This is a genomic window from Bradyrhizobium sp. JYMT SZCCT0428 (genome assembly GCF_018131075.1).
Classification (GTDB): Bacteria; Pseudomonadota; Alphaproteobacteria; order Rhizobiales; family Xanthobacteraceae; genus Bradyrhizobium.
Genome location: NZ_JAFCLS010000003.1, coordinates 1 through 15,852, shown reverse-complemented (window position 1 = coordinate 15,852; position 15,852 = coordinate 1). Strand labels below are relative to the sequence as shown.

Below are 15,852 nucleotides of genomic sequence, written 5' to 3'. Positions count from 1 at the left end.
CGCCAATAAATTAAGAAAATCGGGCTATCCCGGTGGCTTCGGCCGCGTTCGCACTGTTGCATTCACGGCCTGCATTTGGCATAGCTCTGCCGTTGCCGGCGAGCGATCGTCGACATCTCGGATGCGGGTGTAGCTCAGTGGTAGAGCACGACCTTGCCAAGGTCGGGGTCGAGGGTTCGAGCCCCTTCGCCCGCTCCAGATTTTCTTGTTATCTGAACAGCTTCTGACAGGCCGCCGAAAGGCGGCTTTGTCGTTTCCATCTCGGGGAAGCGCGGGGGAAGCAGTGGGAGTGGAATTGCGCTCTCTTCCTGGTCAAACGACTTTTCTGCGCCTTGCCCGGCCAAAGCCGCCAGAATACTGCCAAGGCCGGCCGTGAGGGTCTGCGGTGCCATCACGCCGTCCTTTCCGTGCGCTCAGCAAGGGCCACCCCGCGTAAATAGTCCGCAGCCTTGGATGCCTGACTACAGGCTGTAAAGAATGCCCGCTTGTCGGCCTTCAGAAGGTCAACCCAAGAGGCGATGTAGCCCGCGTTCCGGACGTCTCCGTCAAAGCCAAACTCAGCACACAGGAAGGCGGCACCCAGTTCCGCAATCAGTTCCTCCGCTGCGTAGTCGCGTGAGCCGAACCGGCCTTTCAAATCCCGATTAAGGCGCGACTTGTGCCCCGTCCAGTGCGTCAATTCGTGGAACGCAACGTTGTAGAAATGGTCTGCGCCCTTGAACCCTGCGAAGCCCGGCATCGAGATAAAATCCCTGCTCGGAACGTAGAACGCCTCGCCATGGCCTTCGCGGATGTCTGCGCCGGTTGAGCGCAAGAAGTCATCGGCGAGCCCATCGCGCGTGTCGGGATTGCGAACGCGTATCGGCTTTCCCGTGTTGATGCTATCGGGAAGGCGTTCGCACTGGTCGACATTGAAAACCGTGTATTCCCGCATCATCGGGACTATGCGCGTTGAGGCGCTATCATCATCTGCGCCTTGTCCGCGGACCTGCAATTGCTTGACAAAATATAACTTGGTGCCGTGCTCGCCCTTGCGGACGTTGCCGCCCAACTCCAAAGCCTGCTTGAACGTCACAAAGCGCGGCGTGCGATAGCTGGCCGCTTGTGCCATCCACAACAGAACAACGTTGCATCCTGAATAGGGGCGGTTGGATACGGCGTTGCATGGCGTATTCGCCCCCGGGGTTGCCGACCAGGGTTTAACCCAAGGGGCGGCGCCGGCTTCTAGCTCTGCAACAATGCGCGCGGATACTTCGCCGTAGAGATCGCGTTTCATCTCTCGCCTCGCATCTATGGTTGACGCGACCACGGTCGGTCGCATGCCATCGGCGAGTAGGGCGACGCTACCCCCGGGGTACCATGGACAGGCCCCCCGGCCTCGCGCGCTTCAATACGGGGTTGAGAAATATCCCGGGGTCAAAAAGGGGCCGTTAAGAAAGGGTTAAGGCTTGACGGTCGAGCAGTGGACGATGAGCCCCCGATCTTGGACACAGTCAAGTCGGAGGTTTGATCTGCCTCGGCCGACAGCCGGTGCCGAGAAGCGCAACTGAGAAGCTGCCTAGAGGAGCGTTTTCATCGACCTACCACCTCATTGATCCTAAACACCATCGACGACCGCAAATCTTGACCTTTCCAGCGCACCATCGCGACAGCTGGGCGAAACCAAGCTGGTTTGTCTTCGAAGACCGAAACGATGGACTGTCGAACTTGCCGTTATCAAGTGTCAATCAATCGCTACAAGATGAGCTGAAGCGCGAGCTTCAGGAGGATTCGAATGCGCGCAAGTTTGAGCATCTTGCAGCGGCATTAATTGGCCGGCTGTTGGATGTTCCAATTGCCGTCGCCAAATCGGGCTTCCAACACGGAGGCGACGCCGGTCCAGCTGGTCAACATGGGCGCCGCTTTAGGCTCGAGTGCAAAAAGTATAGCGACACCACAAGTCTGGGCGAGCGCGAGCTGCTAGGTGAGCTTGATCAAGCGCTTGGTCGCGATTACGCTCTGGAAGGCTGGTTTCTGGCGGCGACAAGAAGCGTGCCCGAGCAACTCTCGCAAAGCCTTATGCAGAAGGGAGAGCAGCTCGGCATTCCTGTGATCGTTATTGACTGGAACGACCGCGACGTGGCGCCGCTGGCCGCATTATGCGCATTAGCGCCAGACGTGGTGGAGGCAGAATTTTCTAAGGATGCCGCGATGCTCGCACGCGCCCTCCAACCAGCGGCGACGGATGCGATTGATGCTTTACGCCGTAACTTGCAGTCGTGGAGCCTCGGATTTCAAGGACTTCGAGCGCAGTCGCACGACAAGCTGAAAAAGATTTGGACGTTGCCAAAAACGTCAAACGCCGAATTGGGGCAAGATGCGGCCGGGGGAGCCCAGTCAAAAAAAGTGAAGCGGAAGTCAGTCTCTGACGCATTATCAGCCTGGTGGCAGGGACCCGCGCAACGAGACGCTCCCGCTGCCATTGTTGGTTCGGATGGTGTGGGCAAAACGTGGGCGGCGCTTGATTGGCTGGTGGATCATAGATCCGAGCATCCGATCATCTTGGTGGTGTCGTCCTCTGCCGCGGCGAACATCACGGCGGCATCCGAGATGGAGATCAAGAGCTTTCTCGCCGAGCGTCTCTATGAGCTCACCGGGGTCCGAGATACTCATCACTGGATGCGGCGTCTAGGGTTTCTTCTCAAACGCCCAACCACTGAGGGCGCAGTTTTGACCGTACTGTTCGACGGCCTGAATCAGGAACCATCCGTTCAATGGCTGTCGATACTTAAGGTTCTGCAAAGCGAGGTATTTGCAGGCCGAGTTCGAGTCATGGTTAGTACCCGGCCCCATCATTTTCAAGACAAGCTAGCGAACCTTCGTGGGTTGATTGTTCCGGCGGTTCGAATTGGCGTCGATGTATACGATGCCACGCCAGGCGCTGAGCTCGATCAAATGCTCGCCTTCGAGGGTCTGTCGCGAGCAGATTTGCACCCCGATTTGATCGAACTTGCCCGCACGCCGCGCTTTTTCAAACTGGTAGTCCGGTTCCGCGATCGGCTCGTCGACGCAGGACAGGTAACCATACATCGGCTGTTATGGGAATACGGGCGAGATAGCTTTGGACACCGCGCCGGAAAGTCTTTCAGCGAGGAAGAATGGCACGCTTGGTTGCAGGAAATCGCTCGGCGCTACCGCGACGGTATGACGGCCTTCTCGGTGAAAACGCTTAGCGAAACGACAAGCCGACCTGACCTATCGGCCCGAGAAGTCTATTTGCGCCTCAGCGACATTATTGACGGGCAATTTGCCAAACCGGGCCCAGCCGGAGGTATGCAGCTTACTCCTACCGTCGTTGCACACGCGCTCGGCGCCGGCTTGCTGGCACAAATCGACGGCATCGGTGTACAGAACTTTGAGAGCGTCGACGCCGTGATCACGAGTTGGCTTGATCCGATTGCGGGGCTGGATCAACGAGCGGAAATTCTCCGGGCGGCTGTGTCTATTCTAGTTGAACGGGAGGGGCCGACCTCAACGCCAGCCAGTGGCGTACTGGTGACGGCCTGGCTCCAAAGCCAAAACGTGACTGATAGTCACCGACGCGAGTTGGCTGGTCTATCAATTTATCTTGCCGAGGCCCTGCTTGACGCCGTGCAAAGATCAAATGCGCGGTCACAAGCGTCCGCCAGACTTTGGGCAGTAAACGCGCTGCGCGCAATTCCGCGCACGGACAGAACAAACCTCACCATCATTGTCGCTCGCACGTCCACGTGGCTATCGATCGTATCCCGCGAGCTTGATCCGCGTCTCGACGCCAACCCCGATTCAGAGAAAAGCCGTTCGAACCGATACAAAACCAAGATTGGTGTAGATGCGTCGGGCGAACTGACGGTTCTCGGCGTCCCGTTGACGCTTGTTGACCGTGACGACGGCTCGCTTGCGTCCACCATTCCGTCGATCCTTGAGGGATTTCCGCTGGCGGGTGCCTCTTCATGTTTCGAAGCTGCTGCGATTTCACGCGCGGTGAATCCAAACGACGAAGTCTGGCGGGGGTTGAAATGGCTTTGCTATCTCAATGAGCTCGATCCGCGAGCGACGGCGGTGGAGTTGCGTACGCTCTCTGGCCTGGTTCGAACTCGTGTTCCGGAGCCTGGTATTCATGCTGACCTTTCTGCGCGTGCAGGCTCGCTTTTGCTCCGGCTGACCGGTGAGGAAGTTGATGAGGACTCCGCCACGTCAATCGATACCGACTTCGACCACCAACTAACCTATCAAAAGGATTATCTCGCTAGTCCCTCCCGAAGTTTCTTTGCGCTTGAGCGCCGACATGCCGACCTTGCGTTGAGCGATACCGGCGTTGGTATCGCAACGCGTGTTCAGCGGGCTTCGGCCTTCTGGTCCGATCCGAGTTTCAAGCCGCAGCAGGCGTTTGTAAATGAGCTCCGCGCGGCTGCATTGATGTTTGATGTAGGAACCTTGGATAGCGGTGGGAGCTTTACGCGCGAGGATCATGTTTTTGAAAGTCTAGAGCCAGCGCTTGCCGCATGTGCGCCTGACATTCTCGCCGAATTGACGCAACGTAAGCTGCTTAGCTTCAAGACTAGGCCGCCGGAATCACGCTATTGGAGCGCCGTCCACGCGGTGGAGCATTATTTGCTGGCCGGCCAGACAGAAGCGGAGGCAGCACAAATATTGCGGCTCAGTGCAGTCGCAGGCGACAGTGGAGAGGAAGCCGTTGCCGCAGGCCGTCTCCTGATGCTCGAGCTGCGATCTCTCGACACGGTCGAACAGTTTAACAGGATGATTGCTGCCGCATTAAAATTTGTCTCGACTGAGTTTGAATACGTCCTCAACGCTCCCACGCCGGACCAAGCCGACGCGCTGATCTCGCAACACCGGCATGGCACCAAGCAGGAGCAACATGATCTTTTATTATTGCTCTCTGTCCATTCCGTCGCGTTTAGCGATAAGGCATGGACGTGGTTTGAAGAACTCGCACGGGACACAAATCATGAGCTTCGGGGAATCGTATTTCGGATGCTGGAAGAATGCGATGCGCCCCGATTTGGTCGTATACTCGTGGGAGAAGGATGGACGTGGGCTGCCGATGCCGATTTTTGGGTCAATCACTACGGCTCTGGCGCGCTGATCGCCTCAGAGACGGCCCTGCCGTTCGACCAATTGGCGCCCCGCCTTGCGCCTTGGCGGTTGCTGGAAGCAGCGCGAGCCCGCGGCGCCGATGTCGCCGAAGTCCGGCTCGCGGCCGAGATCTTTGGGCAAATTCTGGCCGCACCCCAGCTTGAAGAGCCCGATCCTGGATCCGACCTCTCAGTCGAGCGATCTGACAAAAGAGCGCGTCCTTTTGTATTGTCGGCCGAGCCACGAGCGAATCTTGAAGTAAACACAGACCCGTTCGGGTGGTTGAAAGTCAATGCAGATGCAGTTGTTGAAGCCCATCGTCGGGCGATTGACACTGCGGTCGAGCGGATTGAGGTGGCGCGTAAGGCTGGCGCAAGTCTTTACTTGACGGATGTCAGTGCGGAAGACATGGACGTTGTCTCGCGTCATGCCGGGGATATGTTAGATCGTTGGCTAGAGGGAGGCCGCGAGCGCACGAATGATTTTCGTAGGCGAGTACGGCTTGCTGAAGCAGCATATCTCGCGCTTTGCGAGTCACTTTTGAGACATGATCCTGGACGAGGAGCCGATTTGTGGCATGCGCTACGTGCAACGCTCGCCACACGGTATGTTGGCGCCGCCGGAATCGACGAACTCCTGCATATAGTATTTCGTGTTCCCGATTCTCCACCCGCGATTTTGCTACGCGACGGACTGTTGGATCTTGAGAACTGCTATTCCGATCTGACGTTGTTCGAGTTAGCGCTAGCTGCGTCCTACAACGGAAAGACTCACTGGGTCACAGATGCCCTCGAACGTGACCGGGCTTCGTCCCTCATTTGGCGGCGCATGCGGGCGGTTATCTTGGAAGGCTTCGTGATAGGGAATGCGCTTCCCGCTGAAAGCGCGTGGCCGTCGGGCCCGATAACAAACTGGGCTAATATTCGACGCAAATCGGCACTGCGTCGCGGATCGGACGCCTGTGCGCGCCACTGGTGGCGAGCCTATCTGATTGCCCGCAATCCCGTTGAAGCGTATGCCGCCTGGATCCTATTTCGCGACACCGCCGATCGCCGCGCGTGGGTGTGGATGCAAGAAGAAGTACAAGCACTGGATGATGGAAGCCAGTTCTTTGATCTCAAACTCAAGCACGCCAAACTTAACTACGCGGAGGTGAAACGAGCGATGGAAAAGAGGCTCAAAAAGCTGGATGGGAAGTTTCTCGATCAAGACGTCGTCCAAGGTGTCGGCCCGTGGGGTAAAAGAAGAGTTTAATGCCCGTCGACCTTCTGCAACAGCCGTTGAACTTTGCGATTTGACGTCCTTCGTCGTACATCGGCTGCGGGGGCGATCCGTACCGCCTCGAACCACGCACAGCTTCTTCCAATTCCGGGATGATGGCTCGCCCAGTCTAAGGGTCGCCGCCACTGCCAATGAGACGTCCAGCCATAACCCCGCCATACCAACGTAAAAGATGGCGGGCGGCGATGTGGACCTTAGCCATCCGGGACCGGTATGCTAGTCTAGCGATGTCGGCGTGGTATGGACCAAGGCCTCCATGACTAAGAAAGTTTGACTTCAGGCCCACTTCCAATATCCAGGTGGGACCGCCGCTGGTCATACCTTGCCAAGTTGGCAATTGTCAGGGCGCGCTGGGGCGGCCTGTCATCACTCCTGGTTGTCAACGATGCGGCGCACGGTTTCCGGCCAATTGCTCTGGTAAAAATTCGACCGCAAACCCAGGCGGGAGCTGGCCTGAACAGCTCGTTTCCCTCGGCGAGGTTTTGTGCGTCGCATTTCAGCACCAACGACATCTGTGCCCCGCAATCCCGTACACGCAGCCTTCTGGGCAGGATAAACGCTCCGCCGGACTTCCGTAAAGCAGGCGGTTCGCCTAAAACGTCTGTCCGGGCCCGATCGCTAACCGGCCTGCTTGTGGCCGGCGGCTTCGGCGGCGAAGATGCCGTCTTTCGTGCTGGCTCGCGGCCAGCTAATACTGGCTAAGAACACGCAACGGGGGTGGCATGCTGACGGGGGAACTACGCTCCAAGATCGATGGGGTCTGGAATGCCTTTTGGGCGGGTGGCATCGCCAATCCTCTCGAGGTGATCGAGCAGATCACCTACCTTTTGTTCATGCGCGGGCTGGACGAGGCGCATACCCGCGAGGAGAACAAAGCCAACCGGCTTAAACAGCCGATCGAACGGCGCATATTTCCAGCCGGCAAGGACAAAATCGGCAAGGGCGGCGGCATTGCGTACGAGGACATGCGCTGGTCGCGGCTGAAGAACCGAGATCCCGCCAACATGTTCGAGATCGTCTCGGAACACGTCTTTCCGTTCCTGCGCAACATGGCCGAGGCCGATACCGCGCACGCCACCCACATGAAGGGTGCGCGCTTTACGATTCCGACACCGGCGCTGCTGGCCAAGGTGGTCGATCTTCTTGCCGAAATTCCAATGGAGGATCGCGATACCAAGGGCGACCTCTACGAATACATGCTGTCGAAGATCGCCAGCGCCGGGCAGAACGGTCAGTTCCGAACGCCGCGACACATCATTGCATTGATGGTCGAGATGATGGCGCCGGGTCCGAAGGACGTGATCGTCGACCCCGCCTGTGGTACCTGCGGATTCCTGGTCGCCGCTGGTGAGTATCTGCGCGACAACCACCCCAAACTGTTTCAGGAAAAAGCCACCCGCGATCATTTCCATGAGGAGATGTTCCACGGCTTCGACTTCGACGGCACCATGCTCCGCATCGGCTCGATGAACATGACGCTGCATGGGGTCGACAATCCGGACATCCGCTACAAGGACTCGCTGGCGCAAGAGCATGCAGGCGACGAAGACCGCTATTCACTGGTGCTTGCCAACCCGCCTTTTGCGGGTGCTTTGGATTACGAAACGATCGCCAAGGACTTGCAGGCCATCGTCAAGACCAAGAAAACTGAGCTTCTGTTCATGGCGTTGTTCCTGAAACTGCTGAAGCCCGGCGGTCGCGCGGCGGTGATCGTGCCGGATGGCGTGCTGTTCGGCTCCTCTACGGCGCACAAGGAAATCCGCCGCATGCTGGTGGAGGACCACCGGCTCGATGGCATCGTCAAGCTGCCATCTGGCGTGTTTCGGCCCTATGCGGGTGTCTCCACCGCTATCGTGCTGTTCACTAAGACCAACTCCGGCGGCACTGATCAGGTGTGGTTCTATGATTGCCAAGCCGACGGCTTCTCGTTGGACGACAAACGCACTGCGCTGTTGCCAGCTGAGAAGATCGGGCCAAGAGCGAAGCTTGGTGACGAAGATCACGCGAAGAACAATCTACCAGATATCGCGGTGCGGTGGACACAGCGCCAAAGCGCTGAGCGAAAGCGACCCCGCACTGCGCAGAGCTTTTGCGTCCCGAAGGCCGAGATCGCGGCCGCGGGCTATGACTTCTCGTTTAATCGTTACAAGGAAGTGACGCGCCAGGTTGCCGTGCACCGGCCGCCGAAACAGATAATTGCCAAAATCAAGGAAATAGAGCAGGAGATTATCGAGGGTCTCAGTGAATTGGAAGAAATGCTGTGAATGCCCATTGGACAGTCAAACGTCTCGCCGACATTTTTGAGATTGCCCGCGGCGGATCACCGCGCCCTATCGAGAGCTTTCTTACTGACGACCCGAAGGGGCTTAATTTGCGGGGCTTCGAGACCAAGCGTTTCGATCAGCTCACGCGGCGCCGCGCGCAGCGAGAGCGCGCCCTTCCATCGCACAAACGACAGTGGTCGAGCGTTGCGCAGCACGAACGCAAAGTGGCTGCGGACGTCGCCGGAGCCTTTGTCGACGTATGGTGCGGCGTACCACTTGCTTTCATGCGCTCTCACGCAGTCGACGAGATAGCAATGTCGACGACGCCTCCCCGCGGCTGCGCCGCCGGAACGCTGACGCCGAAGCGCCGCTCGATCTCTTCGCGCGAGATATCGTCTGGCTGTTGAGATGCATGAATAAGGACCGGCCCGAATTCTCGACGTCTTTGATGCCGCTGACGATCAGCGAGGCTTAGGGCTGGCGGATGCTTATGATCTTCATCCCTGCCATGATAGCGGAACGCGCGGGACACTCCAATCCATCTGAAACCCGAGAAATTCGGATATCAGGAGACTAATTCTAAGCTTGCTCAAGCGCTCTTGCATCGCCCTCGTTCAGATCGTCGCTTGCTGCGATCTGGTTGAAATCCGCGTCGAGCGGAATGAAGCCATCGCGGAAGAGGCGCACGACGCTGCCAGCCTCAAGGTCCCGCATCGTCATTCCGACTGGCGTGCCCTGTTCCCCCGGGTCATCGTGTAACATCCCGTCGCTGTGCCAAAACAATAGCGATCCGGCCTTCACTTGATCGGCGAGCTTGAACGTCTGCACTTCGTCCGCCGCGGAAAGGCCCGCAAGGGTCAGCTCATCGAGCGTAACCAACGCGACCGCCTGGCTATTGACGACGACATGGTAGCCGAGAACCTTAGGCGGTCGGTAGAAAATTCAGCGGCAAGCTCTGCGGTCGGAACTTTCGGATAAGCCACCTCGCGCCTTCCTTTGCCGCTCAATTCCTTTTGGAGAGAAGCGCCCTCAGCGAGGTTGGTTCCCCAGGGGTGCCAGCCGGCACCATCGGCGGGGCGACAGCGCGGATCGCCGGCAATACTGTTCAAAACTATACACAGAAACAAAACGCAGCCTCGCCGCCTTAGTATGCCGGAGAAATTGATGCCGGTTGCGATAGCGCTCATTGTTGGCGTAGTGGTGCTTGCGACAGCTCTCATCGGCCTGCTTTGGGCGATGATCTTCTTGCTGCCGTTTTATGCCTACGTCGCCTTGGCTTGCTATTTGGTGTGGCGGAGCAACCGTAAACACGCCCAGTTGTCAGCGTCGGTAGAGCGGGAAGCTGAGAGGCAGCGACTGTTCAACGAACAAGAAATGCGCGCTTGGCGCAGCTCTTTTGAGGAGGAAAGCCGAGCAGCGTCTCGACGAGAAAAGGTGTTACGACGGTTCAATAGCGCACGTGATCCAAAAAAAATGAAGTAAGACCCGAAGCGGGCGTGTTTTACGGTTTGATCCGCGTTACCGGCTCCGCGGACTTCGACCTTTCCTTGCCACCGACAGCTCGATCCATGCCGGCGCGTGATCGCTGGCATTGTCTCGGTCTCTGGCTTCACGATCGACGCCGGCGGCTTTCAGCCGCGGCGCGATCTTGGGGCTTAGGAGAAGATGATCGAGGCGCAGACCCGCGTCACGCGGCCAGCGATTGCGCAGGTAGCTCCAGAACGTGAACATCGGCTCATCCGGATGCAAATGACGCAAAGCATCGGTCCAACCCATCTCGACGAGTTGCGCATAGGCCGCGCGCGGCGCCGGCTGTAGCAGCGCGTTCTTGACGAACGATCTCACCGAATAGATGTCGAAGTCGGTCGGCACAACGTTGTAATCGCCGGCGAGCACCACCGGGACGTCCGCGTCTAGAAGCCCCGCAGCGCGTTCGATCAGCCGATCGAACCACGCGAGCTTGTAGTCGAATTTCGGACCCGGCTGCGGGTTGCCGTTTGGCAGATAAAGCGAGGCGACGACGACACCGCCGACGGCCGCCTCGATATAACGGCTCTGACGATCTTTCGGATCGCCGGGCAGTTCGTCACGGATCAGCACAGGCTCAGCGCCGCGCGCCAGGATAGCGACGCCGTTCCATGAGCGCTCGCCGCGCCAGACGGCGCCATAACCGGCTTCGCGTAATGCCTCCGCTGGAAAGTCCCTATCTGTCGACTTGAGCTCTTGCAGGCAGACAACGTCAGGACTGGACGACTTTAGCCAATCCAAGAGGTTGGGCAGCCGCTTATTGATGTTGTTGATGTTGAACGTCGCGATCTTCACGGCGACAGCCTACGCGACCTTGGGGTCAAGCAGCGGCGCGCCGGCGGCGCTTGTCTTGATGATCGACGAGGCGGACGATATTTGACGGAAGATCTGGCACAGCCGGTTCGATTGGCTGCGTGGGCACAGGAGGTTCGAGCGCCGGCTCAGATGCCGGCGCTTCGATCGACGCCAGAAATGCACGGCCGGCATCAGTAATCTGCCACCCGGCGTCATCGCGAAGTACATACCCGCGGGAGAAAATGCTTAGGCTTGGCGCACGGGCTGCGAGGCGCTTCATGCGCTCCGACCAATCAGCACCGCTCGACATCAAAATCGCGACGGATTTGGTGACGTCAGGATGCGAAGCGCGCCCTTCCGGCTGTCCCGCGAGCACCTTCAAAATGGTGATCTGAAAACTCACGACGCCCCGCCCCGCTACCGCGACCAACAGAAGCGAAGGCTGGTTCATGCGGAAGGCTAAGTCCATCCGCAACATATGCGAGGGTCGCCGACGTACGCCGGTTTTTCCCAGATGCGATAAATCGGCAACATATCGACAAACGATCCACTATTGAGGAGCGCCAGAAACTCTGTGTTTCCATCCCGCCTTGCGCGTTTGTCTTCTGACCGGGTCAGTCCACTACCGACGCGCGCCGGCGAGTTGTTACGCGGCGTACCGCGCGGTCTCTATTCGATTACCTCGTCGGCGCGGAGCAACAAGGCCTCAGAAATGGTCATGCCAAGCGCCTACGCGGTCTTGAGATTAACAAGGAATTGAAACTTGGTGGGCTGTTCAACAGGCAAATCTGCGGGCTTCTCACCTTTGAGGATCCTGTCAACATAGACGGGCGTGCGGCGGAAAATGGCTTGGAAGTCGGCGCCATATGACATTAGCGCTCCACCTTCTAAAGTCTCTCGCGAGACAACTATGGACGGAATACGGTGCGCAGCAGCCAGTTGACCAACCAATACACGGCCTTGGTAGAACAGGCCGTTAGGGGCGGTTATCATGCCTTCTGTGCCGTCAACAGCCAGATCGTTGAGCGCCCTCTTTAATTCTTCGACCGAGCGCACTCCAATTATTCGTACCTCCAAACCAAGAGATATGGCGGAAGTTTTGGCTTCGTCAATAAAAATGCCCATTGCTTGGTCGCTCGGATTTACGAGCAAGATGATGCTCTTCATCCTTGGAAAAGCTTCCTTTAGTAGTTGAACGCGCTTCGCTGCAATCTCGGCTGCAATGTTTGTTAAACCTGTGACGTTTCCACCCGGACGGGCTAGGCTGTTCACCAGCTTTGTTCGGACCGGGTCCGGCACGTGATTAAAGACAATCGGTATTTTGGTCGTTGCTGTCGCCGCAGCCAGCGCCGCCGGTTGGGTCACCGCCACCAAGACGTCCACTGGAAGGGCAGCAAGCTCTTTAGCCATACTGACAAAGCGCTCTGGTCGCTCATCCGGAATTCGGTGTTCTAGGACAATCGACTTACCCTCGACGTAGCCGAGGTTGCTAAAACCCTGGTTCAGCGCACGTAGATATATTGCCTCCTCTTCGGCACTGCCGGCGTGCCAAAGAACTCCAACCTTGGGTATCTTCTTGGCTGACTGCCCACGCGCTGTGAGCGGCCAGGTGGCGGCCGCACTGGCGATGAGCGTGATGAATTCACGGCGTCGCACCGCATCCTCCCAGATTTGGGCGTCGAACGGCTCACACTAGCACACTTGGGAAGCGGATGTGAGGGCAGCAGGCGGGGGCTAGGGCCAATGTCCGCTGTGGGCAATCGCGTCACTTTGATCGTCGGGAGACTATTTCCGGTTTTACTCCGGAAGCGGACATCGTCAGGGCCGGTCGGCATGTCTCATGAGTGCCAGGAACCGACATCGTCGATGATGTCTGGCCTTACTGCACTCCCTTTTTCATCGGATACTCAACTGTTAAGGATTGGAAATCCAGCGAACACGAGACGAAATGTATTTGCCAGATTGTGGAAAGGTCGCATGAAACGGCGCGTTGTCATCACCCTGATCGGTTGCGGGTTTTTGTCCGCGCTGTGGCCGCAGCGGGCGCGATCGGCCGATAAGGTTCATCGTATTGCGTTCGTCGTTCCGACCGGCCAGTTCGTCGACGCCAAAGAGGGCGATGCGTGGAAAGGCCTCGTGATTGCCTTCCTCCAGGGCATGCAGGAGCTTGGCTACGTCGACGGCAGGAACATGAAGTTTGAGTTTTATTCCGCCGAGGGAAAATTCGGACAACTCGATGAAATCGCGGCACGGGTGCTCGGGACTTCACCCGATGTGATCCTGGCGGGAGGTGGCGGCGCCAACGAAGTCGCACACGCCTTCCAGCGCGCAACGCGAGCCGTGCCGGTTGTCATGGCCAACAGCTCCGACCCTGCCGCGCAGGGGCTAGTAGCCAGTCTCGCCCGTCCCGGTGGCAACATCACCGGCTTTTCAGGCAATACGGGACCTGACTTCGAGGCCAAGAGACTGCAGATGTTGACGGAAGTCGCACCGAATACGACCCGAGTGGCCTATCTGGGGCTAAAGCTCGATTGGGAAAGTCCGGCCGCGATCGGCGTGCGTAGCGCTGCGGAGAGGTTGGGCATTACTTTGCTCCACGCCGAGCACACGCCGACGAGTTACGATGAAGCATTCGGGTTGATAGTCCGGGAGCAGGTGCACGGGCTGTTCGTCGCGCGCAACCCCTGGAATTTCTCCAACCGCCGCGCCATTACCGGATTTGCAATGGATCGGCGGATGCCGGCCGTCTACCCAACACGGGAGTTTGCCGAAGTCGCCGGACTAATCTGTTACGGGCCAAGTCTTTCCGACCTCTATCGCCGTGCCGCGGGTCATGTCGACAAGATCCTGAAAGGCGCTAAACCCGCCGAACTGCCGGTCGAACAACCAACCAAGTTCGACCTGGTAATCAATTCAAAGACAGCGAAGGTCCTTGGACTGAACGTTCCGCCGACGCTGCTCGCACTTGCCAACGATGTGATCGAATAATTGCTGCGGCCTTATGTCCGCTCTGGGTCATCCGCGTCGGTTTGGCCGGACCACGCGACTTCCGGTCCGCCCAGTGAACGGACATTCTGGGATGGGTGGGCATGTCTCAAAGGTGCCACGAGCAGAAGACGTTCCTATGTGCTTGCTGCATAAAGGTCCCAACGGCCCGGGAGACCTTTCAAGTCGTGCGAGCCCCGTTCTGAGAATTTCAAACCCGCACCGGCAACAAGGTCCGTGACGACCCTTGAGACCAACACTTCGTTCGGCTCGCAGCGAGCCATCACGCGAGCGGCAGCATGTACGGCAATTCCACCAATATCCCGACCACGCAACTCTATCTCGCCGGTGTGCAAACCTGCTCGCAAGGGCAGCCCTATTTGCTTTGAAACCGCTCCGAAGGACAATGCGCAACGCACCGCGCGAGCTGGCCCATCGAACGTAGCCAATATGCCATCGCCGGTCGTCTTAACGAGAATGCCGCGATGTCTCTCAACCATTTGTTTTGCTATCTGGTCATGGTTTTCCAGGAGTTGTCGCCAAGTTTGATCCCCCATTTCAACGGCGCTCTGTGTCGATCCAACAATATCAGTAAAGAGAACAGTGGCTAGCACTCGTTCGGTATCAACTGACGCATCATCTCGATGGCCTGTTACAAATTCCTCTATGTCACCTATTACGGACACGACATCGCCAGTCCAATATCCGTGATCACCGTCAGGATATTCGATGTATTTTGCGCCAGGGATTTTCGTCGCCAATTCGCGGCCCCGCTCGGCTGGGATCATTCGATCGGTTCTTCGATGCAGTACAAGAGTCGGGACCCGCACATTCGGTAGGATGGACCTGACGTCGATCAAAAGGTTAAGATACATCATTGTTCTGTGAGCACCGGGCGTGGCCGAAAGTCGTTCCAGCTTTGCTAGTTGCTGCACCATCTCGGGATCAGTGGCGAGACTAGGTAACACGTTGCTCATCATCACCCCGGTTCCCCAATTCTTGTATCGCAGCTCGATACGTTCTTTTGGATTTTCAAACATCTCGGAGAAGCAAGCGAAACAGCCAAACAAGATTAGATGGGAGACGCGTTCTGGATAGGTTGCCGCGAAGATGATGCTCAATGCACCGCCCTCAGAGAAGGCGATGAGTGCGGCGTTTCTGGAACCAATTTCATCCATGATGGCGCGGACGTCATCCATCCGATCTTCCAGTGATGGTGCGCCTGAAATTCTGTCGGAAAGACCTTGTCCTCGTTTGTCGAACATGATGACGCGGGCAAATTTCGAGAGCCGACGCATAAAGGCGGTGTATCCCTTAATTTCATGCAGGAATTCCACGTGAGAGACCGAGCCTGTAACAATGAAGATATCGATGGGCCCATTTCCCATGACCTGGTAAGCAATATTCACGTCTCCGCTCAAAGCGTAACGCGTAGTTGGCAAAGCAGTGTCAATCATCCTTGATCTGCCTTATCTGCGATGCAAAGGCACAGAAGCCCTTGCGAGTTCACAGTCGAGAGCATATCAGCCCAAAAACGATTGAGCCAAGGTCCGCTTCGGGTCATTCGCGTCGGTTTGGCCGGACCACAGCGACTTCCGGTCTACCTTCGCAGGATAAGCGCATGTCTCACAGGTGCCCAGAAGTGATCGTGGCTCGGCTACTTGTGCGCCGCATCCGATACATTGATCGCTGCGGGAATGAGCCCGAGATCTTTGAAGGTGTCGGCGATCCTCTGCTGTTCGGCGATAACCGAACTGCTGATCGGCAGGATGTCGAAGGTCCGGCGGGACAGCGCAACCTCCATTACCGGCTCGGGGAACCCGGCGGCCGCGCTGAACGTCTTTGCGGTGCCCCGAATATCCTTTGCCGCTTCGGCGTAGAC

General features: G+C 57.7%; 10 protein-coding genes, 1 tRNA gene and 1 pseudogene. 5 read left to right on the top strand and 7 right to left on the bottom strand.

Annotated elements, in window-relative coordinates; all coding sequences use genetic code 11:
* The first annotated feature begins 123 nt into the window (after positions 1-123).
* A tRNA-Gly gene (locus tag JQ575_RS03455) sits at positions 124-198 on the top strand.
* Between the two features lie 193 nt (positions 199-391).
* On the opposite strand, the gene JQ575_RS03450 is transcribed toward JQ575_RS03455, so the two are convergent.
* Positions 392-1,276 (bottom strand): ArdC family protein, encoded by an 885-nt coding sequence (locus JQ575_RS03450; protein ID WP_212031896.1) that lies wholly within the window; start codon positions 1,274-1,276, stop codon positions 392-394.
* A 347-nt stretch (positions 1,277-1,623) separates the two neighbouring features.
* Here JQ575_RS03450 and JQ575_RS03445 point away from each other — a divergent pair, with 347 nt between their 5' ends.
* Both JQ575_RS03445 and JQ575_RS03440 read left to right on the top strand, forming a co-directional pair.
* Complete coding sequence (locus JQ575_RS03445) at positions 1,624-6,372, top strand: hypothetical protein (RefSeq protein ID WP_212031895.1); 4,749 nt, start codon at positions 1,624-1,626, stop codon at positions 6,370-6,372.
* 749 nt (positions 6,373-7,121) lie between these two features.
* On the top strand, positions 7,122-8,663 hold the full coding sequence (locus JQ575_RS03440; RefSeq protein WP_212031894.1) for a class I SAM-dependent DNA methyltransferase: 1,542 nt from the start codon (positions 7,122-7,124) through the stop codon (positions 8,661-8,663).
* A gap of 579 nt (positions 8,664-9,242) precedes the next feature.
* Here the strand turns inward: JQ575_RS03440 and JQ575_RS03435 are convergent.
* Positions 9,243-9,542: a hypothetical protein gene (locus tag JQ575_RS03435; protein ID WP_212031893.1), complete on the bottom strand. Its 300-nt coding sequence runs from the start codon at positions 9,540-9,542 to the stop codon at positions 9,243-9,245.
* Positions 9,543-9,827: 285 nt separating this feature from the next.
* Between JQ575_RS03435 and JQ575_RS03430 the strand changes: the two genes are divergently transcribed.
* Positions 9,828-10,145 (top strand): hypothetical protein, encoded by a 318-nt coding sequence (locus JQ575_RS03430; protein ID WP_212031892.1) that lies wholly within the window; start codon positions 9,828-9,830, stop codon positions 10,143-10,145.
* A gap of 36 nt (positions 10,146-10,181) precedes the next feature.
* Here JQ575_RS03430 and JQ575_RS03425 read toward each other — a convergent pair whose 3' ends face one another.
* The 3 genes from JQ575_RS03425 to JQ575_RS03415 form a co-directional block, all read right to left on the bottom strand.
* Positions 10,182-10,985, bottom strand: a complete 804-nt coding sequence (locus JQ575_RS03425; protein ID WP_212031891.1) for an exodeoxyribonuclease III — start codon at positions 10,983-10,985, stop codon at positions 10,182-10,184.
* A 25-nt stretch (positions 10,986-11,010) separates the two neighbouring features.
* Positions 11,011-11,436 (bottom strand): hypothetical protein, encoded by a 426-nt coding sequence (locus tag JQ575_RS03420; RefSeq protein WP_212031890.1) that lies wholly within the window; start codon positions 11,434-11,436, stop codon positions 11,011-11,013.
* A gap of 278 nt (positions 11,437-11,714) precedes the next feature.
* Entirely contained in the window at positions 11,715-12,641 is a 927-nt protein-coding gene (locus JQ575_RS03415) for an ABC transporter substrate-binding protein (RefSeq protein ID WP_212031889.1), read from the bottom strand.
* 213 nt (positions 12,642-12,854) lie between these two features.
* On the opposite strand from JQ575_RS03415, the gene JQ575_RS03410 reads away from it, so the two are divergent.
* On the top strand, positions 12,855-13,973 hold the full coding sequence (locus JQ575_RS03410) for an ABC transporter substrate-binding protein (protein ID WP_212031888.1): 1,119 nt from the start codon (positions 12,855-12,857) through the stop codon (positions 13,971-13,973).
* A 134-nt stretch (positions 13,974-14,107) separates the two neighbouring features.
* Here JQ575_RS03410 and JQ575_RS03405 read toward each other — a convergent pair whose 3' ends face one another.
* Together JQ575_RS03405 and JQ575_RS03400 are read right to left on the bottom strand one after the other, a co-directional pair.
* Positions 14,108-15,379, bottom strand: coding sequence for an adenylate/guanylate cyclase domain-containing protein (locus JQ575_RS03405; RefSeq protein ID WP_312015875.1), 1,272 nt, complete (start codon positions 15,377-15,379; stop codon positions 14,108-14,110).
* Positions 15,380-15,627: 248 nt separating this feature from the next.
* Positions 15,628-15,852 (bottom strand): annotated as a pseudogene (locus tag JQ575_RS03400) (sulfonate ABC transporter substrate-binding protein); the annotation flags it as partial.

Coding starts and splice junctions, on each gene's coding strand:
- JQ575_RS03450 (WP_212031896.1), bottom strand. CDS start 1,276: ATGAAACGCGATCTCTACGGCGAAGTATCCGCGCGCATTGTTGCAGAG.
- JQ575_RS03440 (WP_212031894.1), top strand. CDS start 7,122: ATGCTGACGGGGGAACTACGCTCCAAGATCGATGGGGTCTGGAATGCC.
- JQ575_RS03430 (WP_212031892.1), top strand. CDS start 9,828: ATGCCGGTTGCGATAGCGCTCATTGTTGGCGTAGTGGTGCTTGCGACA.
- JQ575_RS03420 (WP_212031890.1), bottom strand. CDS start 11,436: ATGAACCAGCCTTCGCTTCTGTTGGTCGCGGTAGCGGGGCGGGGCGTC.
- JQ575_RS03410 (WP_212031888.1), top strand. CDS start 12,855: ATGTCTGGCCTTACTGCACTCCCTTTTTCATCGGATACTCAACTGTTA.